Source organism: Tateyamaria rhodophyticola (assembly GCF_047777875.1).
In the GTDB taxonomy this organism is placed as follows: domain Bacteria; phylum Pseudomonadota; class Alphaproteobacteria; order Rhodobacterales; family Rhodobacteraceae; genus Tateyamaria.
The window spans coordinates 3,201,149-3,226,387 of record NZ_CP180519.1; the positions used below are offsets into that span (position 1 = coordinate 3,201,149).

A 25,239-nucleotide genomic window follows, 5' to 3' on the forward strand; every position below is an offset into this window, starting at 1 on the left:
TCCCCTTACGCGTAGATATCTGTCCAGAGCTCGTCGAGCGCCGGTTCCGGGCTTTCCTTCGAGAACTCGGCAGAGGCGTTGACGATTTCCTTGATCTCTTTGTCGATGGCCTTGAGGTCATCTTCGCTCGCGTGCTTGCCGGTCAGCAGCATGGAGCGCACCGCCTCGATCGGGTCGCGTTCGTCGCGCATCTTCTGGACTTCTTCGCGGGTGCGATATTTGGCCGGGTCCGACATGGAGTGGCCGCGGTAGCGGTAGGTCTTGATCTCGAGAATATACGGACCCTTGCCCGCGCGGCAGTGGGCGACGGCCTTGGCCCCGGCTTCTTTGACCGCAAGCACGTCCATGCCGTCCACTTCCTCACCCGGAATGCCATAGGCGGCACCGCGTTCCCAATAAGAGGGCGATTTTGTCGACCGCTGGGTCGAGGTGCCCATGGCGTACTGGTTGTTTTCAATGACAAAAATACAGGGCAGCATCCACAGCTCGGCCATGTTGTAGGCCTCATAGACCTGGCCCTGGTTCGCGGCACCGTCCCCGAAATAGGTGAAGGTCACGCGGTCATTGCCCTTGTACATGTCGGAAAACGCAAGGCCCGCACCCAGCGGCACCTGGGCTGCGACGATGCCGTGGCCGCCATAAAAATGCTTCTCCTTGGAGAACATGTGCATGGAGCCACCCTTGCCCTTGGAGTAGCCGCCTTCGCGACCCGTCAGTTCGGCCATCACACCGTTGGGGTCCATGCCACAGGCCAGCATATGGCCGTGATCGCGGTAGGAGGTGATGCGTTTGTCACCCTCTTCAGCGGCGGCCTCAAGGCCGACAACCACCGCTTCCTGACCGATATAGAGGTGGCAGAACCCCCCGATCAGACCCATCCCGTAAAGTTGGCCCGCCTTTTCCTCGAAACGGCGGATCAAAAGCATGTCGCGGTAGTAGCCCATAAGCTCTTCTGCGGACACGTTGGGTTTTTTGGTGGTCTTGCGCGCGGCCATGTCGGCGCCTCCTCCTGAGTAAATAGTTTAGCGTTAAACTATCTGTTACAGGATTCTGCGTTTGCTTGCGAGTGGCATTCTGCCGCAAGGTCAGCCTGGGCGCGAAAATCGGCCCGGACATGCCGCGTTCTGCGCAAAAACCGCGCAGTTTCAACATCATGGATATGGGCAGGCGGATGCGTGTTTTCAACATATGGGCCGGGGAAAGGAGCGTGTTTTACCCGGATCAGCCGCTTTCAATACGCAAGCGTTTGGGGCGCGGCCGCTGCGTTAGCGAATGACAATCTCATCGCTGCGCAACATGCCCAGCACGGAGCGTGCTTGTTCGTCCAGCAGATCGAGGTCGAGATATTCGTCCGACAAACGACGGGTGAGATTTTCCATCTCCGCCACCTCTGCCTGTACCTCGGCCAGCTGTACGGTCAGGTCGCGCCCTTCGGCCACGATCTCGGCCCGGTGGAACAACCCGAAATCCCCCTGCACGGCGGCAAAGGTGAAATAGATGCCAAGCGCGAATGCAATCGCGAAGAAAACAAAGGTGCCAACCGGCGCGCGGGGGGTACGTGTCATCTGCTCTGCCTCGTGCCGCCTCTCTGTGGGGCGGCTTTGACCAGAGTATGCCACAGGTGATTCGCGCTGTGAATCCCTTTTCGTTCAATTATTTGGCAGGATCAGCCTTTGCCCATGACCTGTGCGGCGATCCGTGTGGTGACGGAACGCGGCGAGATGCGGGGCAGGAACGCGAACACTTTGTTCATCAGGCCGGGCACCACGATCCGCTGCCCGATACGCGCCTGAAGCCAGCCCAGTTCCGCCACTTCGGACGCCTTCATGGGTTTGGACAGTTTCAGCAGGCGCACGCCGTGCATATCCGCATCCTCAAAGAAGTTGGTGGCCGTCGCACCGGGGCAAAGCGCTGTGACCGTGACGGAAGAGCCGCGCAATTCCTCGGCCACCGCTTCGGACAGCGACAGGACATAGGCCTTGGTCGCGTGATACACGGCCATGTGCGGACCGGGCGTGAACCCGGCCACGGAGGCCACGTTGAGGATACGCCCCTTGGGCAACGTCTCCATATGCGGGATGGCCAGTTTCATCAGCCGCGTGAGCGCCAGCATGTTCACGTTGATCGAGTTAAGCTCGCGGTCCCATCCCTGACCGGCGGAAAACGCACCGTTATAACCGAGGCCCGCATTGTTCACGAGCACATCCACGTCGCGCCCATCGGTTGCCTCGGTCCAGAGGCGGTCCACCTCGGCCATGTCCGACAGATCAGCGGGGATCACGACCACGTCCACACTATCCGATCGGAGCGATGTTGCGAGCGCCTCAAGCTTGTCCACGGACCGCGCGGCGAGGATCAGGTTGCGGCCTTCGCCCGCCGCCAGTTTCGCAAACTCGACGCCCAGCCCTTCGGAGGCTCCGGTGATGAGGGTGTAGGCGGCCATGTTCGTGTCTCCTTGCGCTTTTGGCTTTGGCTCCATATGGGCACTCCGCAAGCGCAGACAATGGCCGCTTTACTGCATCAGGGCGGCAACCCCGGGCAAGTCCTTGCCCTCCATCCATTCGAGGAACGCGCCCCCCGCGGTGGAGATATAGGTGAAGTCGTCCGCCACACCGGCCTGGTTGAGTGCTGCGACCGTATCGCCGCCACCGGCAACCGTGATCAGGTTGCCAGACGTGGTCTGCGCGGCGGCGGATTTGGCGGCAGCAACCGTGGCCGTGTCGAAGGGCGGGATTTCGAACGCGCCGAGGGGGCCGTTCCAGATCAGCGTGGCAAGGCCCGCAATGGCATCCTCGACTGCCTTGGCCGTGTCGTCGCCCGCATCGAGCACCATCTGATCCGCCTCCAGCTGTGTCTCCGGCCCGAGCGGCAGGACCTCATGCGGCGCCTGGGCCGCAAACTCCCGCGCCACGCGCCCGTCGGTGGGCAGGATCACGGTACACCCGGCAGCCTTGGCCGCATCCAGGATATCGCGGGCGGTGTCGTGCAGGTCGGCCTCTTGCAGTGATGCGCCAAGCCGCGCGCCTTGTGCTGCGAGGAAGGTGTTGGCCATGCCACCCCCGATGATCAGCACATCGAGTTTCTGGACAAGGTTCTGCAGCAGGTCGAGCTTGGTCGACACTTTGGCCCCGCCCACAACCGCACCCACGGGGCGTTTCGGGTTGGACAGCGCCGCCTCCAGCGCGCTCAGTTCCGCCTGCATCAGGCGCCCGGCACAGGCGGGCAACAGGTGCGCGACACCCGCAGTGGAGGCATGGGCGCGGTGTGCGGCGGAAAATGCGTCGTTGCAATAGATGTCGCCAAGGCTCGCCAGAAACTGCGCCATTTGCGGGTCATTCGCCTCTTCCATCGCGGTAAAGCGGGTGTTTTCCACCAGAATGATCGCATCCGCCGCCTGCGCGTCGATCCAGTCCCGGCTGGGCCGTTCGACAAAGGTGACTAGCGCGTCAAAGGCAGCCTCGAGGGCCGGGACAAGGCGGCTGAGCGACATCTCCGGGTTCGGCTGCCCCTTGGGCCGTCCGAAATGCGCCAGCAACACGGGGCTGCCCCCTGCGGCGCGAATATCGCGGATGGTGGGCACGATCCGTTCGATCCGGGTGGCGTCGGTCACGGTATCGCCGTCCATGGGCACGTTGATGTCGACGCGGGTCAGCACGCGTTTGCCCGCCAGCTCCATGTCATCGAGTGTTTTCCAGCTCATATCCCGTGCTCCTCTGTTCCGTGTGCGCCTTGCATTGCGCCAATCCGCGCCCTCGTCAACGTGTGACTTGTCCCATGCGTGCCATCAGCATAGGAAAGGGGCCAAAGTGAATGACAAGGATAGCGAGAATGGCCGATATCAAAGACCCCGAAAACACGATCCTCGTAGAGCTGAAGGGCGGGACCGTGACGATCGAGCTGTTGCCCGACGTCGCTCCGCAACACGCCGCGCGCATGAAAGAGCTCGCACGGGGTGGCGAATATGACAACGTGGCGTTCCACCGGGTCATCGACGGCTTTATGGCGCAGACAGGCGACGTACAGCACGGCGACATGGAAGACGGGTTCAACATCCGCATGGCCGGTACGGGCGGGTCGTCGATGCCCGATCTGCCTGCTGAATTCTCCAAGCTGCCGCATGATCGCGGCACACTGGGCGCGGCCCGGTCGGCCAATCCCGACAGCGCCAACAGCCAGTTCTTCATCAACTTTTCCGACAACCATTTCCTGAATGGCCAATACACGGTCTATGGCCGCGTGATCTCGGGAATGGAACATGTGGATGCCATCACGCGCGGCGAGCCGCCCGCCGAACCGGACCGCATGATCAGCGTCAAGGTGGCGGCCGATGTTGCGTAAACTGCTGGCTGCATGCGTGGTCGCGGCAGGTCCTGCCGCGGCGACCGGTATCGAGATCACGGTCGCAGGAGAGGCCAATGGTGTGATCACCATTGACCTCTTTGAGGACGTGGCCCCCGGCCATGCAAAGCGGATCACAACGCTGGCCGCATCCGGTGCCTATGACAACGTGGCCTTTCACCGGGTCATCAACGGGTTCATGGCGCAGACGGGCGATGTCGAACATGCCGTCGTCGGCGACGGCTACAACGCGCGCCGTGCGGGGACGGGGGGATCAGATATGCCGGACCTGCGACAGGAATTTTCGGACATCCCCTTTGACGGCGGTGTCGTGGGCATGGCGCGGTCCTCCTCTGTGGACAGTGCCAACAGCCAGTTCTTCATCATGTTTGCGCCGGGATATTTCCTGAACAACCAATACACGGTTGTCGGGCGCGTAACCTCGGGTCAGGACGTCGTCAACAGCATCAAGCGCGGCCATCCGCAATCCGGTGCAATCACCGGCGCGCCGGATCGCATGGTGTCGGTGACGGTCACGGACTGACGGCCCTTTCACCGGGCAAAGGAAACAGAAAAAAGGCGCCGCAGGGGACTGCGGCGCCTTTTTATTCGATACCCTGTGAAGGGAGAGATCAGTCGGCCTTGGCGGCGGGTGCCGCACCGGGCGCGCCCTTGCTGCCGGAATTCAGCGGGTCGTCCTGACGCTGCACGGAGCCTTCGAAATGGGCACCGCTCTCAATCGCGATGGTCTTGTGGATGATGTCGCCTTCGACCCGCGCGGTCGAGGTCAGACGCACCTTGAGGCCGCGCACACGGCCCACGATCCGACCGTTGATCACAACGTCATCGGCGATCACTTCGCCCTTGATCGTCGCACTTTCGCCGATGGTCAGCAGGTGGGCGCGAATGTCGCCTTCTACCGTGCCTTCGACCTGAATGTCGCCGGTTGTCTTCATGTTGCCGGTGATGTGCAGGTCTGCCGACAGGATGGAGGCGGGCGGTTTTGCCTTGGGCGCGCTGGCCTTGAATTCGCTCTGCGGTGCAGGCTTGGCGGAGGGGGCAGGGGCCGAAGCGGCGGGTGCCGCAGGTTTGCCACCTTCGGTCGCGGGCCCGGGTTCGTTGATTTTGCTCTTAGAAAACATCGTTTGCTGCCTTGATATAGATCATCGGGTTGACGGCTTTTCCACCGACACGGACTTCGTAGTGCAGATGCACGCCGGTCACCCGTCCGGACGCTCCCATATCACCAATCCGATCCCCGCGCGAGACCTTTTGCCCAACTTTGACGCGCAATCTCGACAGATGCGCATAGCGGGTTTCGATGCCGAATTCGTGCTGGATCTTGACGAGACGGCCATAGCCGGATTGCCAGCCTGCGTGGGTCACGACCCCGTCGGCGGTGGCATAAAGCGGGGTGCCGAGGCTGGCGGCGAAATCGACGCCATTGTGCATGCGGCGACCGCCCGTTTTGGGGTCGCGGCGGAAGCCAAAGGCGGAGGTGAAGCGGAAGCTGTTTTTGACCGGCGTCGCAAAGGGCGCTTTTTGCGCGGCGATCCGGTAGAGGTTCAGCTTGTCCATCTGGTTCAGGATGCGGTTGGCACGCTGCGTGTCGGGGCTGGGCTCTTCGCCGCGGGTAGAAAAGCTCAGCGGCGTGAGCGGGCCGCCCTGACCGGAATAGCCGCGCCGCACCTGTTCGATGATGCGGTCGGTGGGCATGCCTGCGGCGCGGAACATCTTGTCCAGCGGGGCCACGGATACGGTCATCGCTTCTTCCAGCTGGCGAAAGATCTGGTCGTTCTGCTCCTGCATGATCTCGATGCGGCTGGCCATTTCGTCGGCGGCAAGCAGGGCGGTCTGCGCGTCTTCGACGACCTGATCGCGTTCGGCGGCGGTCTTGGCCAGCGCTTCGGCCACGAAATCCATCGGTGCGCCGCCACCTGCGTTGGCGATGGCTGTGGCACCTTCGCCTTGCTCTTCCAGTGCGGCCACTTGGGTGCGGGCCGCTTCGCGTTCCTGCATCGTGTCGCGCAGGGTCGTCTGGATCACTTCGATGCCGGTCTCAAGCTCACGGCGGCGGGTCTCGGACGCGAGCAGTTCGGACTGCATCACTGAAATCTGCTCCAGCGCGGCGTTGAACCGTTCCTGCGCGGCCAGCGCCTCTTCGGCGCGGGCATCACGTTGACCGGCCAGATCGTTCAGCCGCGCCTGATAGGTGCGTTGATCCCGTTTGGCCTGTTCGCGGAAATTGCCTGCGCCGATGCTGTCCATCAGCAGGATGGCCGTCGCCACGATTGCCCAGGCAACCACAAACGAACTGCCCGCAAACGCGATCAGCTGTGTCGCAGGACGCAGCCGGATGAAACGCGTGTCATTGTCGGATTTGAGAAACACACGGCGTTCCGGAAAATACGTTTCCAGCAACGCGTGGATTTTGATGCCGAGGCGTGTACGCAACAGCTCTGTCCCCTGTATCGTCCCAGTCTTGGTCCGCGCGTCCCCCAACAGCGCACCGCTCCGCACGTCTCTAATCTGCCCGCCACGTCGGGGCAAGTGTTCTGGGGATAACGTTGCGAATACGGTGCAGAAAGGACTCACTTCGGCGGATTTTCGCCCATGAATCAATACGGCAGCGGATGGCGTTAATCTGCGACAGCAAGCGGCCAGTAAAAATCCGGTGGCAGGCCTGCCTCGGCCCGCTTTTCCTCGTTGAAGGGCGGTTTGAGCGGGCTGTGGAAATAGGTTTGCACCAGGCTGTGAAACGCCTCCTTTGGATCACGGTTCTCGCGTCCACAGAGGAAGTGGAACCACTTTGACCCATAGGCCACGTGGGCGACTTCTTCGGCATAGATCGTCTCGAGCGCGGCCACCGCGCCATCTGCGCCGGCCTTGCGAAAGATCTCGATCATGCCGGGCGTCACATCGAGGCCGCGCGCCTCGAGCACCATGGGCACGACGGCCAGCCGCCCCATGAAATCCGTCGCGGTGTCTTCGGCGGCGCGCCACATGCCCGCATGGGCGGGAAGGGCGCCGTAATGGCTGTCCATCGCGTCAAGACAGTCGCACATGAGGTTGAAATGCTTGGATTCTTCGTCCGCCGCCTTGACCCAGTCGTCATAGAAACCCATCGGCATCGGCACATTGGCAAACCGCGCGATGATGTCCCAATGCAAATCCACCGCGTTGAGTTCGATATGCGCCACAGCGTGCAGCAGCGCGATGCGCCCCTGCGGCGATCCGGGACGCCGTCGCGGCACGTCACGGGGGCTGAGCAGTTCGGGCGCGGCAGGCCGGGCCGGGTGATCGGGCGGCGTCGCCGTGCCGATCTCGGGCGTCTCACCGGCGGCACGTGCCGCTTGCCAGGCCGCCGCGTGCGCGCGCGACAGTGCCGTTTTTTCCCGACCGTCTGCGGTGCGCAGCACCGCTTCGGCCATCTGTGCCAATGGCTGCATCTAGAGCGCCTGTACCGCCGCCAGCACCGCCTCGGCGTGGCCCGGCACCTTGACCTTGGGCCAGACCATGGCCACGTCGCCATTGGCGTCGATCAGATATGTGGTGCGTTCAATGCCCATGTATTTCTTGCCATACATGTTCTTTTCCTTCCACACCTCGTACTCCTCGCACACCGTCCCGTTTTCGTCGGACAGAAGCGGCACCGACAGATCCTTTTTCGCGGAGAACTTGGCATGGCTGGCCACGCTGTCCTTGGACACGCCAAACACTTTGGCCCCGGCAGCGGCAAAGGCGTCGAGATGTTCGGAGAACGCAATCGCCTCCTTCGTGCAGCCCGGCGTGTCGTCGCGCGGATAGAAATAGAGCACAACCGGCCCGCCCTTGAGCGCAGAGAGGGTGATTTCGGTTCCGTCGCCCTGTGGCAGGGTGAAATCCGGTGCAGGCGTGGCGATATCGAGCATGTTAAGGCCTTTATGAGACGCTGTGAAAGTTGTGACTGGCATGATAGGGCTGGAGGGACAAGAATAAAGGCATGAGCAGCGCGGATCCCATCCCCGACGCCCCACGGAGGCACCGCAAGCGGCTGTGGCGACGCCATGGTCTGCCCAGCCTGTTGTTTTCACTGTTTTTTGCCACACTGATCGGCGCGTTTCTCTATGTGATGATGGGGCGGCCCGTGTCGGCGCCGGAATGGCTGCGCGACCGGATCGAGGCGCAGGTGGCGCAAGGGATCGAAAACGCGACCCTGCAATTCGACACGCTGAACTTTGTGGTCGAAGAGGGGCGCTATCCCCGGTTGCGCATGACCAATGTGCAGGTGCAATCGCGCAGCGGCGCGGATGTCGTGGGGTTTGCCGAATTGCGCGCGGGCCTGTCGGTGCCTGCGCTTTTGTCGGGCCGGGTTCTGATCACCGACATCGACATCAGCGGGGTGTTTGCCAACCTGCGACGCCTCGCGGACGGATCGGTGGTGCTCTCGGGTGGCTATGACCTCTCGGCGCCCGCAGAACAGGCGGCCAGCCTGGGTGCGTTGATCGAACGGGTGGACACGCTGGTGGCGCGGCCCCAGCTGGCGGCATTGACCAGCGCGGAGATACAGGCCCTGACCCTGCGGCTCGAGGATGAGCGGACGGGCCGCGCGTGGACCATCGACGGGGGCCGGCTGCGCGCGACCCGGACCGGTGACACATTGCGCCTGACTTCGGACCTCGCACTCCTGAGCGGCGGGCAGGGCGTCGCGACGCTGGAGGCCAATTACGAAAGCCTGATCGGGTCGACCGAGGCACAGTTCGGCGCGACGCTTGCGGATGTGGCTGCCGCCGACATTGCCGCCGTCGCCACGCCGTTTGAATGGCTGGATGTGCTGCGTGCGCCGATTTCCGGCGCGATGCGCGGTGGCGTTGCCGCAGATGGTGCGTTGATGCCGCTGTTTGTCACGTTCTCCATCGGAGAGGGCGTGATCCAGCCGAACGAGGCCACGCGCCCGGTGCCGTTCAGCAGTGCGCGCACCTACTTCAACTTTGATCCCGCCACCGGCGCGATGCAGTTTGATGAGCTGTCGGTGCAAAGCGACTGGATCACGGCCCGGATCGAAGGCCAGTCGGTGCTGAACCGCACCGAAGACGGCCGGTTGCAGGATCTTGTGGGCCAGTTCAGTTCCAGCACGCTGATGGCCAATCCGTTCGGTCTGTATGACGCGCCTGTTGAAATGGACGCGGCAGAAATGGATTTCCGCCTGACGCTCGCGCCATTCCGGCTCGATGTCGGGCAGGCGGTGTTTCAGGACAAGGGACAGGCATTGGTCGCGCGCGGCGCGCTCACGGCCGAAGAGGCCGGGTGGCGCTACAGCCTCGATGGTCAGATGGACGGGCTGTTGCCGGAACGGATGTTCGAGCTGTGGCCCGAAGCGGCCTTGACGCCGGTGCGGGATTGGCTCGCGGCCAATCTGTCGGGCGGGGTCATGCGCAACCTCGATCTCGTGTTGCGCGACGGACCGCAAAGCGCGCCCGATCTTTACGTCAGCTTTGATTACGAGGACGCGCAGGTCCGCTATGTCAAAACCCTGCCGCCGGTGACGGACGCGCGGGGCACCTTCAGCCTGCTCGACAACAGGCTGGTTGTGTCGGTGGACGCAGGCACGGTGACGCCGCCGCAAGGCGGGCCGGTGGACGTGGCGGGATCGTCCTTCATCATTCCCGATGTCGCGGTCAGGGGCGGTGCACCGGCGGTTGTGCGGCTCGAGGCGCGCGGGGCGGTGACGTCGGCGTTGTCGTTGCTGGATCAACCGCCGCTCAACGTGATGCAACGGGCCGGGCTTGCCCCCGACTTCGCCGAAGGCCAGTTGCAGGCGTCGGGCACCCTTGCGCTGCCGCTGAGCCGGGGGCTGACCGTCCGGGATGTCACCTATTCGGCCACCGCCACGGCCCGCAACGTGCGCAGCGGCACGCTGATTGCGGACCGGGTCGTTGCGGCGGACACGTTGCGGGTCAGCGCGGATCAGACGGGCGTGGCGGTGTCGGGGCCGGGCACGCTGGATGGTGTGCCCTTTGACGTGGTGTGGTCGCAGCCCCTCGGTGATGGGCCGCAACCCAGTGAGGTGCGCGGCCGGATCGAGCTGTCGGCGGCGGCGGTTGATGCGTTCGACATCGGCCTGCCGCCGGGCATGGTAACGGGGCGCGGGTCGGGCGATCTTGTGGTGGACCTGCCGGTGGGCGGTGTCCCGCAATTCAGCATTGCAACGGACCTGCGCGGCATTGGCCTGTCTTCGCCGCCCCTGGGGTGGCGCAAACCGGCGGGCACGGGGGGCAGCCTGCGCCTCTCCGGTGCCCTGGGGCCGACGCCCAATGTGGATGAACTGGTGCTGGATGCGCCGGGGCTGCGGGCGGAAGGGGCCATTTCACTGACCGCGAACGGGGGGCTTGAGCGTGCGCGGTTCTCCGAGGTGCGCATCGGCAATTGGCTGCGCGCGCCTGTTGATCTGGTTGGTCGCGGCCGGGGACAGGCCCCCGCGGTCACAGTGCGCGGCGGCACGCTGGACCTGCGCGAGGCCGATTTCGGCGGCTCCAGCAGCGGCGGTGCGCAGGGCGGCGGGCCGATGACGCTGGCGCTCGACCGGTTGCAGATCACGGATTCCATCGCACTCGACAACATGCGCGGCGATTTCAGCATGGCGCGGGGCATCGATGGGCGGTTCACCGCCCGCGTGAATGGCGGCGCGCCCGTAACCGGGCAGATCCTGCCGCAGAACGGGCGCAGTGCGGTGCGCGTGCGGGCCGAAGACGCAGGTGCGGTGTTCGCCTCTGCCGGGCTGCTAAAACAGGCGCGCGGCGGGGACATGTCGCTGACCCTGCTTCCGGTGGGGGCGGCAAGTTTTGATGGCACGCTCGAGGTCAAGGGCACCCGCGTGCAGGACGCCCCGGCCATTGCCGAACTGCTCAACACGCTGAGCATCGTGGGCCTGCTCGAACAGATGGGCGGCAGCGGCATCCACTTTCAGGAGGTCGAGGCCGAGTTCCGCCTGACCCCGTCGACCATGGCCCTGACCCGTGCCAGCGCCGTTGGCCCGTCCATGGGGCTGTCGATGGACGGCACATATGATGTCACCAATTCGGTGCTGGACATGCAGGGCGTTGTCTCTCCGATCTTTCTGATCAATGGCATCGGCAGCCTATTGACCCGCAAGGGCGAAGGGTTGATCGGGTTCAATTACCGTCTGCGTGGACCGGTCGCAGATCCGCAGGTGAGCGTGAACCCACTCTCCGCCTTCACGCCCGGTATGTTCCGCGAGATTTTCCGCGCCCCGGCGCCGAAACTGCCCGAGGTCGAGGGGGACACGCCCGGCGCGCCCGAGGCGTTCATCGAACAGGACGAGAGCCGGGAAGACGCGGCAACACGGCGCCGGTTGGAACGCGAAGCCGAGCGTGAGGAGCGCTGAACCGTGCGCGGGCGCAACCGCGCAGGACAGCTGTGCGTCCAGGTCCGCGTCGCCTCATAGATTTCAACAGGTTAGACGGTCGGCGATATTGCAGGCCATTTGCATTTCGCTCTAGAAGGCCAGCCATGAAGCTCAGTGATTTCGATTTCGATCTGCCTGATGATCTGATTGCGACCCGTCCGGCGGTGCCGCGGTCGTCTGCGCGGCTGCTGGTGGCGGATGGTGATGCGATTGTGGATCAGGTGGTCACCGACCTCGTGAGCTGGCTCGCGCCCGGTGATCTTCTGGTGCTGAACGACACGCGCGTGATCCCGGCGCGCCTGTCCGGCACGCGCACACGCGACAGCGCGCAGGGGCGCACATCCGCCCGGATCGAGGCGACGCTGCTTGAACCGCGGGCGGACGGCACATGGGGGGCGCTGCTGAAGCCGTTGAAAAAGGTAAAACCGGGCGAAGAGATTGTGTTCTCCGACCGGCTCAGCGCCACGCTCGAGGGTGTGGTAGACGGGCAGGCGCAGCTGCGGTTCAACCTCTCAGGCGACGATTTTGACGCGGCACTGGCCGAAGCGGGGGCCATGCCCTTGCCACCCTACATCGCGGCCAAGCGGGCGGCGGATGCGCGCGACAAGACCGACTATCAAACCGTCTGGGCGCGCAACAGCGGTGCGGTCGCAGCCCCCACCGCGTCGCTGCATTTCGACGATGCGCTGCTCGCTGCGCTGGAGGCGCGCGGGGTGCGGCGCGCATTTGTGACACTGCACGTGGGGGCGGGGACGTTTCTGCCGGTCAAGGTGGATGATGTAACCGACCACAAGATGCACGCCGAATGGGGCCGGGTCAGCGAGGAAACCGCATCCGCCATTGCGCACACCAAGGCCGCCGGTGGCCGGGTCATCCCCGTGGGCACCACCGCGCTGCGCCTGATCGAGACGATGGGGCGGGATGTGGGCCTTGCCCCGTGGGAGGGCGACACGGACATCTTCATTTACCCGGGGTTCACGTTCCGCGTGGCCGACGGGTTGATGACGAATTTTCACTTGCCCAAATCCACGCTGATGATGCTCGTGGCCGCCCTGATGGGGCAGGACCGCATCGCGCGCATCTATGACCACGCGATTGCAGAACGCTACCGGTTTTTCTCATACGGCGACGCGTCGCTTTTGTTGCCGCAAACCCGCGCTTCGAAATCGACATAAGCCGCGTCGCATTCCCTTGCGACTCAGCGCCCGATCTGTGCAACGCCCAACCGAGGATTTCAGCGCAGGAGGCCCGCGCCATGTTCCAAGTTCTGACCAGCGCCTGGGCGCTGTTGATGGGTATGTTCCTGCTGATGATCGGCAACGGGATGCAGGGTACGTTGCTGGGCATTCGAGGCGAGATCGAGGGCTTTTCAACGCTTGAGATGTCGATTGTGATGTCGGCCTATTTCCTCGGCTTTCTGGGCGGGAGCCGCATGGCACCGGGCATGATCCGGCGTGTGGGCCATGTGCGGGTGTTTGCGGCCCTGGCATCGCTGATTTCGGCGGTGATGATCCTGTACCCGACCTTTGCCGATCCGTGGATCTGGACGCTGGGGCGGGTGCTGATCGGGTTCTGCTTCTCCGCCGTGTACGTGACGGCGGAAAGCTGGCTGAACGATGCGGCGGACAACTCGAACCGGGGCAAGGCGCTGTCGCTTTACATGGTGACGATGACGGTGGGCATCGTGGTCAGCCAGTATTTGCTGCTGACGGCGGATCCGTCTGGCTTTGTCCTGTTCGTGATCCCGTCGGTATTGGTGTCGATTGCGATCACGCCGATCCTGCTGTCAATCAGCCCGGTGCCAGCCTTTGACACCACGAAACCGATGACCTTGCGCGAATTGTTCAACGTGTCGCCTCTTGGGTGCGTCGGCATGTTCCTGCTGGGCGGGGTGTTTGCGGCGCAGTTCGGGATGGCGCCGGTCTATGGCACGCAGGCGGGGTTGAGCGTTGCGGAAATCTCCACCTTCGTGTCCACGTTCTTTATCGGCGCGGTGCTGCTGCAATATCCGATCGGGTGGTTGTCGGACCGGTTTGACCGGCGCTTGCTCATCCTGTCGGTTGCCGTGTTGGGCGCGGTTGGATCGCTGCTTGGCCTCGCGCTCGGGGGCAGCTTCACGCTTCTTTTGGTGTCGGCTTTTGTGGTGGGCGGCATGTCGAACCCTCTCTATTCGCTGCTATTGGCGCACACGAATGACTTTCTGGATCACGACGACATGGCGGCGGCCTCGGGCGGGTTGGTGTTTATCAACGGGCTGGGCGCTGTTGCAGGTCCGCTGATCGTGGGGGCGCTGATGGATCGCGTGGGCCCCGGCGGGTTTTACATGTTCACCGGCGTGCTCTTTGTGGTGCTGGTCGGGTATGCCGCCTACCGGATGACACAGCGGGCCACCATCGCTGTTGAAGATACGGGTGCGTATGTTGCAATGGCCCAAGCCTCCATGACCCCGGTTGCGATGGAAATCGCCCAAGAATACGCCATCGACGTCGAACTTGAGTCTGAAAATCCATCAGATGCCGCATAAGCCCGCGACGTTTCGTCCCGACGCCGTTGAAGGATTGTGTCGGTGGTGTTGTATTTCGTGATTAGCGTGGCACGCAGGCGGTGTGTAACGCTGGTGTAACGGGTCTTGGGTGAGGAGAGCAGTTGTGGTGGGACCGGACGAGATTTTGGCATTCTGGCTGGACGAATGTTCGCCGGATATGTGGTACAAGCAGGACGAGGCGCTGGATACGACCATACGGGAGCGTTTCGGGGCTGCGTGGCAGGCCGCCGCCGAAGGCAGCTTTTCCATGTGGCTCACCTATCCCAACGGGGCGCTGGCCTATATCATCCTGACGGATCAGTTCCCGCGCAACATGTTCCGCGACGACCCGCGCGCCTTTGCGCTGGACAGCGCGGCGCTGGCCGCCGCGAAATCCGCCATCAACAAAGGGTGGGACATGCGGATTGATGAACCGGCGCGCCAGTTCTTCTACATGCCGCTGGAGCATTCCGAAAACGCCTGTGATCAGGACCGCGCCGTGCGCCTGATCTGTGAGCGGGTGGAGGATCCGGTCAAACTGCTCCACGCCCGCGCGCACCGCGAGGTGATCCGCCAGTTCGGCCGCTTTCCGCACCGCAACGCGGCCCTGGGTCGGCGCACGTCCCCTGCCGAAGCCGCGCATCTTGAAGCCGGTGGATATGGGGCGGTGGTCCGGTCCATGCAGCAGGACAAAGCCGCCTGAACCCCTTGCCCCTGCGTCAGTCGATTTGTCGCGCCCGCCTTGCGTTGAGGCCGTTTCGAAAATAGTTTAACACTAAACTAGTTTTTGAGATGACACCGGCGAGGGCATGCACATGGCGACGAAATCCTTTGATGTTGTGGTGATCGGGTCGGGCCCCGGCGGATACGTGGCCGCCATTCGTGCGGCACAGCTGGGGCTGAGCACCTGCGTCGTGGAACGCGAGCATCTGGGCGGTATCTGCCTGAACTGGGGTTGCATCCCGACCAAGGCGATGCTGCGGTCGTCCGAAGTGTTCCACCTGATGCACCGCGCCAAGGAGTTTGGCCTCAAAGCAGATGGCATTGATTATGATCTCGATGCGGTGGTCAAACGCTCGCGTCAGGTTGCGGGCCAGTTGTCGGGCGGCATCGGCCACCTGATGAAGAAGAACAAGATCACCGTGATCATGGGTGAGGGCACGATCCCCGCCAAAGGCAAAGTGTCGGTGAAGACCGACAAAGGCACGGAAGAGCTCACCGCCAAAAACATCATCCTCGCCACTGGCGCACGGGCCCGCGAATTGCCCGGTCTTGAGGCGGATGGCGAGTTGGTCTGGACGTACAAGGCCGCGCTCACGCCCAAACGGATGCCGAAAAAGCTGCTGGTGATCGGATCGGGTGCCATCGGGATCGAATTTGCCAGCTTCTACAACACGCTCGGCGCCGACACGACCGTGGTCGAGGTCATGGACCGCGTGCTGCCCGTCGAGGACGAAGAGATCAGCGCATTCGCCAAGAAGTCGTTCGAAAAACAAGGCATGAAGATCATGCAAAAGGCGATGGTCAAACAGCTTGACCGCGCCAAAGGCAAGGTCACAGCCCATATCGAAGTGGGCGGCAAGGTCGAGAAGCACGAGTTTGACACGGTGATCAGCGCCGTGGGCATCGTCGGCAATGTCGAAAACCTCGGGCTCGAAGGGCTGGGCGTCAAGATCGACCGGACTCATGTTGTCACGGATGAATTCTGCCGCACCGGCGTCGAAGGCCTCTATGCCATCGGCGACATCGCGGGCGCGCCGTGGCTGGCGCACAAGGCATCCCACGAAGGCACAATGGTCGCCGAACTGATCGCGGGCAAAAACGACGTGCACCCGATCAAACCGAACTCCATCGCGGGCTGCACCTATTGCCACCCGCAGGTCGCATCCGTTGGCCTGACGGAGGCCAAGGCCAAGGAGGCCGGGTACGAGATCAAGGTCGGCCGCTTCCCCTTCATCGGCAACGGCAAGGCGATTGCCTTGGGTGAGCCCGAGGGGATGATTAAGACGATCTTTGACAAGAAAACTGGTGAACTCCTTGGTGCGCACATGGTCGGGGCCGAAGTGACGGAGTTGATCCAGGGCTATGTCGTGGGGCAGGCGCTTGAGACCACCGAAGAAGACCTGATGCACACGGTCTTCCCGCATCCGACCCTGTCCGAGATGATGCATGAAAGCGTGCTCGACGCCTATGACCGCGTCATCCACATGTGACCCGTTTTCCCTCGTGACATTGAACCGGTGGCCGTTACCCTGCGGCCACCGGTTTTTTGTTTTGGAAAAAGATGAATGACGAAACTCACAGTATTGCTTTCAAGCGCCACCCTTGCGTTGTGGATGTCGGCGCAGGTCTCTACGGCGCAACAGTTGATGTTCGAATATTTCACCATGCTCAGCGCCGGTGACACGTATAACTCGAGTGGCGCGCCTTTGAACGATGTCTGCGCGATCGTGCAGCAGGATCGCGCGAATGTGCACAAATTCGGAAAACGGGACTCCGGTGATACAGTAGACACGTTTTTTACTACACCAGCACGCCGCGCGATGATCAGCGGGCGCTGCACCTATGATCGCAACCACCATACCGTGAACCGCATACGGTCTCAGACCATCGGCTTCGTTCTGGTGCGGGTGTTTGGCGACGGTACGACGGTGACGCGGGTACAGGTGTCAGAAGCCGCAGGGTAGCGCGCACTTGTGAGCCGCTCCGCGCCGTGAAATGAAGCGTGTATGACCGACCGCACCCACTTCCCGCTTGTCTTTGCCCTTTGGGGCGCGGGCCTTGGTGCGGCGGGGCAATATGCCAAGATTTCGGTGATCTTTGACCAGTTGCCGGGTGTCTACCCGGACGCGGGCGCGGCGCTCGGGTTCATCGTATCGCTTGTCGGGTTCGTCGGCATCGTGCTGGGTGTTGTGGCGGGGCTTGTCGTGGCGCGCATCCGGTACCGGCGCGCGATGCTGTGGGCGCTGTGGGCCGGGGCGCTGGTGTCGGCGTTTCAGGCGACGCTGCCGGGCCTGCCTTTGATGCTGCTGTCGCGGGTGGTCGAGGGGATGTCCCACCTTGCCATCGTGGTGGCCGCTCCGACCCTGATCGCGGGGCTTAGCCTTGAGCGACACCGCGGGTTCACGCTCACCCTGTGGAGCACGTTTTTCAGTGTGGCGTTCACGTTGCTGGTGGTGGCGGGCCTGCCGCTGGTTGACGCGTTCGGCATTCCGGCGCTGTTTCTGGCGCACGCCATCTGGCTGACCGTGTTTGCAGTTGTCCTCACCCTGTTCCTGCGCCCGATTGAAACGCCGCCGCCGGGTGCGCTGACCCTGCAGGGGATGATCGCCGACCACCTCACCATCTACCGCTCGCCCTTTATCTCCGCGCCTGCGGCGGGTTGGCTGTTTTACACCTTCTGTTTCCTCGCGATCCTCACTGTTCTGCCACCCTATATCGAGGCGGCGTGGCGTGCGTGGGTGATGGGGGCGATGCCACTGGTGTCCATTGCGGTGTCGCTGACGCTCGGTGTGGTTGCGCTGCGGTTCATCAGTGCGATTGCCCTGATTCAGATCGGCTTTGCCGCCTGTGTTGCCGCTCTTGCCTGGCTGCTGATTGCGCCGGGGCTGCCGCTGGCCTGTCTGGCGCTGGCCGGTGCGTTGGGGCTGGTGCAGGGGGCCAGTTTTGCCGCGGTGCCGCAGTTGAACGCCACCGCCGACACGCAGGCCAAGGCCTATGGCGCGCTGGCCCAGACGGGCAATCTGGGCAACACGCTGGGCACGCCAGCGCTGCTCGTGGTGCTGGGGGTGGCGGGCTATCCGGGGCTTGTGTGGACGTCGATGGCCGTGCTGGGCGGCGGGGCGCTGGTGCATGGATGGATGGCGGCGCGGCGCAAGGCGCTGGCCTGAGACGGACAGATGGGGCAGGGTGCGCGCATGCCCAGCCTCAACCGCATCATCATGCACCGCCGCAGCCGCCGGATGATCATGGATCTGGATCCGCCCAACTTGCGCGTGGCCGAGATCAGCGGCAAGTGGGGCGAACAGTTCGATTTCGCCGTCTATGACCAGTACCGCTATCCGGAATACGATATTTGCGACGGCCCGATCCGCGACGACGCGGGCAAGCCCAAGAAATACGATCTGGTGATGGCCAATCAGGTCTGGGAACATCTCGACCGCCCATACGCCGCCACGCGCCACGTGCGTCAGATGCTGAAGAAGGGCGGGCATTTCTGGGTCGCCGTGCCGTTCTTTATCCCGTTCCATGCCGCCCCGAACGATTGTTCGCGCTGGTCGGCACGCGGGCTGAAGAATTTGTTGATCGAGGCGGGTTTTGAGGCGGATGCTGTCACGTCTTGGCAGTGGGGCAACAGACAAACGGCCCTGAGGAATATGGAACCGGTCTGGCCCCCCGAATATGACGCAGACACCGATCCGCTGGACGATGATCCCGAAATGCCCATCTGTGCGTGGGCATTGGCGCGGCGGACGTGATGTTCTTGTAACGTTCCGTCTTTTTCATTGGCGTTGCGGCCGCGCTGATCTATATCCCAAACGTTAACGGGGGCGATCATGGCCGAGCAAAAGAACATCGAGGTGCGCGGCGCGCGCGAACACAACCTCAAATCCATCGACGTAGACATTCCGCGCGATCAGCTGGTGGTGATCACCGGGCTGTCCGGGTCGGGCAAATCGTCCCTTGCCTTCGACACGATCTATGCCGAGGGGCAGCGGCGGTACGTGGAATCGCTGAGCGCTTATGCGCGGCAGTTCCTCGACATGATGCAAAAGCCGGATGTGGACCATATCAGCGGCCTGTCACCCGCGATTTCCATTGAGCAGAAGACGACATCGAAAAACCCGCGCTCGACCGTGGGGACGGTGACGGAAATCTATGACTACATGCGTCTGCTCTATGCCCGTGCGGGCACGCCTTATTCCCCCGCCACCGGCAAGCCCATCGAGGCGCAGCAGGTGCAGGACATGGTGGACCGGATCATGGCGATGGAGGAGGGCACGCGCGCCTATCTGCTCGCGCCCATCATCCGTGACCGCAAGGGCGAGTACCGCAAGGAGTTTCTGGAACTGCGCAAGCAGGGATTCCAGCGGGTAAAGGTCGATGGCGCGTTCTATGAACTGGACGAACCGCCGACACTGGACAAGAAGTTCCGCCATGACATCGACGTGGTCGTGGACCGGCTCGTTGTGCGCGAAGGGCTGGAGACACGGCTGGCGGATTCGTTGCGCACGGCGCTGGATCTGGCGGACGGTATTGCGATCCTTGAAACCGCGACGGACGAGCCGGAACGCATCACCTTCAGCGAGAATTTCGCCTGCCCCGAAAGCGGGTTTACGATCCCCGAGATCGAACCGCGCCTGTTTTCGTTCAACGCACCGTTCGGGGCGTGCCCGTCCTGTGACGGGTTGGGGCATGAGCTGTTTTTTGACGAACGGTTGGTGGTGCCGGATCAGAACCTCAAGGTCTATGACGGGGCGCTGGCCCCATGGCGCAAGGGGAAGTCGCCGTATTTCCTGCAAACCATCGAAGCCATCGCAAAGCATTACGAGTTCGATCCGCAGACCAAGTGGAAAGACCTGCCCGCGCATGTGAAACAGGTGTTCCTTTATGGCTCTGGCGATGAGGAAATCCCGTTCCGCTATGACGAAGGGGGCCGTGTCTATCAGGTGACGCGCGTGTTCGAAGGGGTGATCCCCAACATGGAACGCCGCTATCGCGAGACGGATTCGAACTGGATCCGCGAGGAATTCGAACGCTATCAGAACAACCGGCCTTGTGGCGATTGCGAAGGGTTCCGCCTGCGTCCCGAGGCGTTGGCCGTGCGCATCGGCCCGCCCGATCAGCTGTTGCATGTCGGGCACGTGGTGCAGATGTCGATCCGCGAGGCCTATGCCTGGACCGAACGCGTGCCCGAGAGCCTGAGCGCGCAGAAGAACGAGATTGCGCGGGCGATCCTGAAGGAGATCCGCGAGCGACTTGGCTTCCTGAATAACGTGGGACTTGAATACCTTACGCTTTCACGTTCAAGTGGCACGCTGTCGGGGGGCGAGAGCCAGCGCATTCGGTTGGCGTCCCAGATCGGCTCGGGCCTGACCGGGGTGCTGTATGTGCTGGACGAGCCGTCGATTGGCCTGCACCAGCGCGACAATGACCGGCTCCTCGGCACGCTCAAGAATTTGCGCGATCAGGGCAACACCGTGATCGTCGTGGAGCATGACGAAGAGGCGATCCGCGAGGCGGATTACGTGTTCGACATTGGCCCCGGCGCCGGTGTGCACGGCGGGCAGGTGGTGGCCCACGGGACGCCGCCCGAACTGGCGGCGAGCGGATCGGTCACCGGCGACTACCTCAGCGGCAAGCGTGAGATTGCGGTGCCAACCGAGCGCCGCAAGGGCAAGAAGGGCAAAAAGAAAGTGTCGGTGGTGAAGGCCACAGGCAACAACCTGCAAAACGTCACCGTCGATTTCCCGCTGGGCAAGTTTGTCTGTGTGACGGGCGTGTCGGGCGGGGGCAAGTCGACGCTCACCATCGAGACGCTGTTCAAGACCGCGTCGATGAAGCTGAACGGTGCGCGCCAGACGCCGGCACCGTGCGAGACGATCAAGGGGCTCGAACATCTGGACAAGGTGATCGACATCGACCAGCGGCCCATCGGGCGGACCCCGCGGTCGAACCCGGCGACCTATACTGGCGCGTTCACGCCCATCCGCGACTGGTTCGCGGGCCTGCCTGAGGCGAAGGCGCGCGGATACAAACCGGGGCGGTTTTCGTTCAACGTCAAGGGCGGGCGATGCGAGGCGTGTCAGGGCGATGGCGTGATCAAGATCGAGATGCACTTTCTGCCGGACGTCTATGTGGAATGCGAGACCTGTAAAGGCGCGCGCTACAATCGCGAGACGCTGGAGATCAAGTTCAAGGGCAAGTCCATCGCCGACGTGCTGGATATGACCGTGGAGGACGCACAGGCGTTCTTTCAGGCGGTGCCGAGCATCCGGGAAAAGATGGACGCGCTGATGCGGGTGGGCCTTGGCTACATCAAGGTGGGCCAGCAGGCGACGACCCTGTCGGGCGGTGAGGCGCAGCGGGTGAAGCTGTCCAAGGAGCTGTCGAAACGGTCCACCGGTCGGACGCTCTATATCCTGGATGAGCCGACGACGGGGCTGCATTTCGAAGATGTGCGCAAGTTGTTGGAGGTGCTGCATGAATTGGTCGATCAGGGCAATACGGTTGTGGTGATTGAACACAATCTGGACGTGGTGAAGACGGCCGACCACATCATCGATATCGGCCCTGAGGGCGGCGATGGTGGTGGTCAGGTTGTGGCCACGGGCACGCCCGAGGAAGTGGCGGAGGTCGAGGGCAGCCACACCGGTCATTACCTCAAACCGATGCTGGCGCCGCGCAAGGTGGCCGCCGAGTAGGCGTGACCTAAATGAGCGCTACCGCGCGTTAGATTTATAGCGGGAGGGCAGGCGCGACGCTTTGATCGGACGCGCGGTGCCTGTGACATGCGGGGGAGGGGGCGCTGCCCCCCGGCCTGCGGCCTCCCCCCGTGGTATTTCTGGCCAGAAGAAGATCAGGTGCGGGTGCGGTTTTCGAACCTTGGGAGCATGGCGGAGAAATCGCGGCCCTCGCCGTCTTCGTCCTCGACAAAGGTTTTGTAGAGGGCAAGCGCGGCCTGGCCCATGGGGGTGTCGGCATTTGCGGCCTCTGCGGCCTGTTGGCTGAGCCCGAGATCCTTGAGCATCAATTCGGCGGCAAACCCCGGTTGGTAGTCGTTGTCTGCAGGGCTGTTGGGGCCGACACCGGGGGCCGGGCAGTAGGCGTTCATGGTCCAGCTGTAGCCTGATGATGTGCTGACGACGTCGAACATTTTTTGCCGATCGAGGCCCAGTTTGTCGGCCAGCGCGAAGGCTTCGCAGGTGGCGATCATGGTCACGCCGAGGATCATGTTGTTGCAAATCTTGGCCGCTTGGCCCGCACCGGCCTCGCCGCAATGCACGGCCTTTTGCCCCATGATGTCAAAGAGCGGCTCGGCCCTGGCAAAGGCCTCCGCACTGCCGCCGGCCATGAAGGTGAGCGTGCCTGCGGCGGCGCCACCGATCCCGCCCGAGACCGGGGCATCGACGCTCAGGATACCTGCGTCCTGCGCCCGGGACGCGACGGCGCGGGCGCTGTCAACATCCACGGTGGAGCAGTCGATGAGGGTGGCGCCCGCTCGCATGGCCGGAAGGACCGTCTGTGCGACGCCGCGCAGGATGTCGCCGTTGGGCAACATAGTGATCACCACGTCCTGATCGCGCGCGGCCTCCTCTGCGCTGCTGGCTTGTGCCACGCCTTGCGCGGTGGTGCCCGCCACGTCGAACCCTGTCACATTGTGCCCGGCTTTTGCCAGGTTGGCCGCCATGGGCGCCCCCATATTGCCGAGGCCGATAAACCCGATCTTCATCCCCGTTCCTCCCAGTTTGAGTGCCATATTCCCCAGCGGCATCAACATCTTGCTGACTGCAACAGGTGGCACATTCATGTCGGCATATTGCCAGTTTGGCGTGCGGTCCTTGTCGATGATCGCAGCCCGGATGCCTTCGAGGAAATCGCCATGCTCCATGCTGCGCGACGTAAACCGGTATTCGAGGTCCAGCGCTCTTTCCAGGCTGATGGACGGGCCACGCAGCCGGTGCAGCGTTTCGATGGCGCAAGCCATGGACAGGGGGCTGTTGCGCGCCAGTTTCTTCAGCGTGTCGCTAGCAAAATCGCTGTCTTCGGCGCGCAGGGTGGTCAGGATGTCGCCAAGGCTCGCACCATGGAAATGCCGGTCGATGTTGGGCATCGCGGTTTCCAGCGGGCCGGGGGCGGGGGGCTGTGCCGCGTGTTCCACCCGGGTCGGATCACCCGTCGCTTCGAGCTCTGCGATCAGGGTGGGCCACGCATCTTCGGGGATATAATGATCGGCGAAGCCCGCGAAAATCGCGTCTGAGGCATTCATCCGGGCCGCTGTTGTGCCCAGATATTCGCCCAACCGCCCCGGTGCGAGCGCAAGCATGAGCGTGCCGCCCACATCCGGGACAAGGCCGATGCCGCATTCGGGCATGGCGATCTGGCTGGTGTCGCCGACAACTCGGTGCGAGCCGTGGCAGCCGATGCCTACGCCCCCGCCCATGGTAAAGCCTTGCAGAAAGCTGACGACAGGTTTGGGGTAGTGAAAGATCTTGTGGTTCAGGCGGTATTCGTCCGCCCAGAATTTCTGGCCATAGGCGTAATCCCCCTTCGTGCCCGTGTCGTAGAGTTCCGCGATGTCACCGCCGGAACAGAAGGCGCGGTCGCCTTCGGCATCCAGCACGACGAGTTTGACGGTATCGTCCTGGGTCCATTTGTCCATGGCCGCCTCGATAGCGCGGCACATGTCATAGGTCATGGCGTTGAGCGCAGCGGGGCGTCGAAGTGTGATGCGACCTGCGTCGCCGGTGATGCGAATGGAGATGTCAGTCATGGTAACCCTAGTTTTTCTTCGAGATCAGCCACACGCAAGGCCATCTTTGTTCTTCCCGATGCACCGAAAAACTTCGATATGGTTAGAAATAGACGAGAAAACATGGTTAAAGAGAAAAGCGCAAAAATTCCCCAAACAGGTCCGCGCACCAATGGGCTTGTAGAACTCAAGACGCGTTCATCCAATGTGATCATTCCAAAAAATAGGGCCAATGCGCATAAAGAGTACAAAGTTGTCGCTCTTGTCACTGATAACGACGCGTAGCCAAGGGATGCAGGTTTGATCACCCAGTGTTCTGCTCTCAATAAGGCCGTTCTCAGCAATTTCGTGGATATCAACGGGTCTTCAACATATCGCGGGCCACGATCACGCGCATGATTTCGTTTGTGCCTTCGAGGATCTGGTGCACGCGCAAATCCCGGACCAGTTTTTCGATACCATAATCCGCCAGATAGCCGTAGCCGCCATGCAGTTGCAGGCACTGGTCCACGACCTTCGACCCGGCTTCGGTCACGAATTTCTTGGCCATGGCGCAGAACTTGGTGGCGTCCGGTGCGCCCGTATCCAGCTTCCATGCCGCTTGCCGCAAAAAGGTGCGCGCCGCCTGCAGCTCGATCTCCATATCCGCAAGGCGGAACTGCAGGCCCTGGAACTGGTCGATGCTCTGCCCGAAGGCCTTGCGCTCCCCCATATAGTCCAGGGTGGCATTGAGGGCTGTCTGCGCGGCCCCAAGAGAGCAGGCCGCGATGTTCAAACGGCCACCATCCAGCCCCATCATCGCATATTTGAAACCCTGACCTTCTTCACCCACCAGGTTCCCACTGGAAATGTTGCAATTGTCGAACTGAACTTGCGCTGTCGGTTGGCTGCGCCAGCCCATTTTGTCCTCGAGCCCCCCGAAACTCAGCCCCTCGGTGCCGTCTTCCACATACACGGTTGAGACACCGCGTGGACCGTCTTCGCCGGTGCGCACCATGCACACATACGCATCCGAATATCCGCCACCCGAAATGAACGCCTTGGTCCCGTTGAGCACATAGCCCTCGTTGGTCCGCTCGGCCCGTGTGCGCAAGGCCGCTGCATCGGACCCGGACCCCGGCTCCGTCAGGCAATAGCTCAGAACGGTTTCCATACTCAGCACGCCAGGCATCACCCGCGCCTTCAGGTCATCCGAGCCAAAGCTGTCGAGCATCTTGGCGCACATGTTGTGGATCGACAAAAACGCCGCAACAGACGGACACGCCATCGACAGCGCTTCGAACACCAGCGTTGCATCAAGACGGCTCAGACCCGCGCCGCCTGCGTCCTCGGACACATAGAGCGACGCAAACCCAAGCGCGCCGACTTTGGGCCACAGGTCTTTGGGAATGGTGCCAGCCGCCTCCCAGTCACGGGCAAATGGTGCAATTTCCGCCTGCCCGAACCCATGGGCCATGTCGAAAATGGCTGTCTGTTCCTCATTCAACGCAAAATCCACGC

The 25,239-nt window shown here is 62.8% G+C and carries 22 protein-coding genes and 1 pseudogene; 11 read left to right on the top strand and 12 right to left on the bottom strand.

Annotated features, from left to right (window positions below; translation table 11 throughout):
* Positions 1 to 5: 5 nt before the first annotated feature.
* From pdhA to ACERHN_RS17250, 4 genes are all read right to left on the bottom strand, one after another.
* A complete protein-coding gene (pdhA, locus tag ACERHN_RS17235; protein WP_415920251.1) occupies positions 6 to 995 on the bottom strand; it encodes a pyruvate dehydrogenase (acetyl-transferring) E1 component subunit alpha in 990 nt (329 codons plus the stop codon).
* 270 nt (positions 996 to 1,265) lie between these two features.
* Positions 1,266 to 1,565: an FtsB family cell division protein gene (locus ACERHN_RS17240; RefSeq protein ID WP_415920252.1), complete on the bottom strand. Its 300-nt coding sequence runs from the start codon at positions 1,563 to 1,565 to the stop codon at positions 1,266 to 1,268.
* Positions 1,566 to 1,666: 101 nt separating this feature from the next.
* Positions 1,667 to 2,443: an SDR family NAD(P)-dependent oxidoreductase gene (locus tag ACERHN_RS17245; protein ID WP_415920253.1), complete on the bottom strand. Its 777-nt coding sequence runs from the start codon at positions 2,441 to 2,443 to the stop codon at positions 1,667 to 1,669.
* 69 nt (positions 2,444 to 2,512) lie between these two features.
* Entirely contained in the window at positions 2,513 to 3,700 is a 1,188-nt protein-coding gene (locus tag ACERHN_RS17250) for a phosphoglycerate kinase (protein ID WP_415920254.1), read from the bottom strand.
* A gap of 128 nt (positions 3,701 to 3,828) precedes the next feature.
* On the opposite strand from ACERHN_RS17250, the gene ACERHN_RS17255 reads away from it, so the two are divergent.
* The gene (locus tag ACERHN_RS17255) at positions 3,829 to 4,338 is read left to right on the top strand and encodes a peptidylprolyl isomerase (RefSeq protein WP_415920255.1); all 510 of its coding nucleotides are present in this window, start codon (positions 3,829 to 3,831) and stop codon (positions 4,336 to 4,338) included.
* Positions 4,328 to 4,882 (top strand): peptidylprolyl isomerase, encoded by a 555-nt coding sequence (locus ACERHN_RS17260; protein WP_415920256.1) that lies wholly within the window; start codon positions 4,328 to 4,330, stop codon positions 4,880 to 4,882. Before ACERHN_RS17255 ends, ACERHN_RS17260 begins: the two co-directional genes overlap by 11 nt.
* Positions 4,883 to 4,970: 88 nt before the next feature.
* Here ACERHN_RS17260 and ACERHN_RS17265 read toward each other — a convergent pair whose 3' ends face one another.
* The 4 genes from ACERHN_RS17265 to ACERHN_RS17280 form a co-directional block, all read right to left on the bottom strand.
* Positions 4,971 to 5,480 (bottom strand): bactofilin family protein, encoded by a 510-nt coding sequence (locus tag ACERHN_RS17265; RefSeq protein WP_415920257.1) that lies wholly within the window; start codon positions 5,478 to 5,480, stop codon positions 4,971 to 4,973.
* Positions 5,470 to 6,792, bottom strand: a complete 1,323-nt coding sequence (locus ACERHN_RS17270; RefSeq protein ID WP_415920258.1) for a DUF5930 domain-containing protein — start codon at positions 6,790 to 6,792, stop codon at positions 5,470 to 5,472. The genes ACERHN_RS17265 and ACERHN_RS17270 overlap by 11 nt, the downstream gene beginning before the upstream one ends.
* A 185-nt stretch (positions 6,793 to 6,977) precedes the next feature.
* Entirely contained in the window at positions 6,978 to 7,787 is an 810-nt protein-coding gene (locus tag ACERHN_RS17275; RefSeq protein ID WP_415920259.1) for a ferritin-like domain-containing protein, read from the bottom strand.
* Complete coding sequence (locus ACERHN_RS17280) at positions 7,788 to 8,249, bottom strand: peroxiredoxin (RefSeq protein WP_415920260.1); 462 nt, start codon at positions 8,247 to 8,249, stop codon at positions 7,788 to 7,790.
* A 71-nt stretch (positions 8,250 to 8,320) separates the two neighbouring features.
* On the opposite strand from ACERHN_RS17280, the gene ACERHN_RS17285 reads away from it, so the two are divergent.
* The 9 genes from ACERHN_RS17285 (at position 8,321) to uvrA (ending at position 21,691) form a co-directional block, all read left to right on the top strand.
* Positions 8,321 to 11,722 carry a DUF3971 domain-containing protein gene (locus ACERHN_RS17285; RefSeq protein WP_415920261.1) on the top strand — a complete coding sequence of 1,134 codons (3,402 nt, stop codon included), beginning with the start codon at positions 8,321 to 8,323 and terminating at the stop codon, positions 11,720 to 11,722.
* Between the two features lie 125 nt (positions 11,723 to 11,847).
* A complete protein-coding gene (gene queA, locus ACERHN_RS17290) occupies positions 11,848 to 12,918 on the top strand; it encodes a tRNA preQ1(34) S-adenosylmethionine ribosyltransferase-isomerase QueA (protein WP_415920262.1) in 1,071 nt (356 codons plus the stop codon).
* An 80-nt stretch (positions 12,919 to 12,998) separates the two neighbouring features.
* Positions 12,999 to 14,267: an MFS transporter gene (locus tag ACERHN_RS17295; protein ID WP_415920263.1), complete on the top strand. Its 1,269-nt coding sequence runs from the start codon at positions 12,999 to 13,001 to the stop codon at positions 14,265 to 14,267.
* A gap of 124 nt (positions 14,268 to 14,391) precedes the next feature.
* A complete protein-coding gene (locus ACERHN_RS17300; protein WP_415920264.1) occupies positions 14,392 to 14,970 on the top strand; it encodes a DUF924 family protein in 579 nt (192 codons plus the stop codon).
* A gap of 112 nt (positions 14,971 to 15,082) precedes the next feature.
* Entirely contained in the window at positions 15,083 to 16,480 is a 1,398-nt protein-coding gene (gene lpdA / locus ACERHN_RS17305) for a dihydrolipoyl dehydrogenase (RefSeq protein ID WP_415920265.1), read from the top strand.
* 75 nt (positions 16,481 to 16,555) lie between these two features.
* The gene (locus tag ACERHN_RS17310; protein WP_415920266.1) at positions 16,556 to 16,954 is read left to right on the top strand and encodes a hypothetical protein; all 399 of its coding nucleotides are present in this window, start codon (positions 16,556 to 16,558) and stop codon (positions 16,952 to 16,954) included.
* Between the two features lie 42 nt (positions 16,955 to 16,996).
* Entirely contained in the window at positions 16,997 to 18,157 is a 1,161-nt protein-coding gene (locus ACERHN_RS17315) for an MFS transporter (protein WP_415920267.1), read from the top strand.
* A 27-nt stretch (positions 18,158 to 18,184) separates the two neighbouring features.
* Positions 18,185 to 18,745, top strand: a complete 561-nt coding sequence (locus ACERHN_RS17320; RefSeq protein WP_415920268.1) for a class I SAM-dependent methyltransferase — start codon at positions 18,185 to 18,187, stop codon at positions 18,743 to 18,745.
* 78 nt (positions 18,746 to 18,823) lie between these two features.
* Positions 18,824 to 21,691, top strand: coding sequence for an excinuclease ABC subunit UvrA (gene uvrA / locus ACERHN_RS17325; protein ID WP_415920269.1), 2,868 nt, complete (start codon positions 18,824 to 18,826; stop codon positions 21,689 to 21,691).
* A gap of 155 nt (positions 21,692 to 21,846) precedes the next feature.
* Here the strand turns inward: uvrA and mmsB are convergent, their stop codons facing one another.
* The 4 genes and pseudogenes from mmsB to ACERHN_RS17345 form a co-directional block, all read right to left on the bottom strand.
* A complete protein-coding gene (gene mmsB / locus ACERHN_RS17330) occupies positions 21,847 to 22,719 on the bottom strand; it encodes a 3-hydroxyisobutyrate dehydrogenase (protein ID WP_415922761.1) in 873 nt (290 codons plus the stop codon).
* Between the two features lie 93 nt (positions 22,720 to 22,812).
* Positions 22,813 to 23,760: pseudogene (locus tag ACERHN_RS17335) on the bottom strand (enoyl-CoA hydratase/isomerase family protein); the annotation flags it as partial.
* On the bottom strand, positions 23,757 to 24,047 hold the full coding sequence (locus ACERHN_RS17340; RefSeq protein WP_415920270.1) for a hypothetical protein: 291 nt from the start codon (positions 24,045 to 24,047) through the stop codon (positions 23,757 to 23,759). The gene ACERHN_RS17340 and the pseudogene ACERHN_RS17335, both read right to left, overlap by 4 nt.
* A gap of 47 nt (positions 24,048 to 24,094) precedes the next feature.
* Entirely contained in the window at positions 24,095 to 25,237 is a 1,143-nt protein-coding gene (locus ACERHN_RS17345; protein ID WP_415920271.1) for an acyl-CoA dehydrogenase family protein, read from the bottom strand.
* Positions 25,238 to 25,239 lie beyond the last annotated feature (2 nt).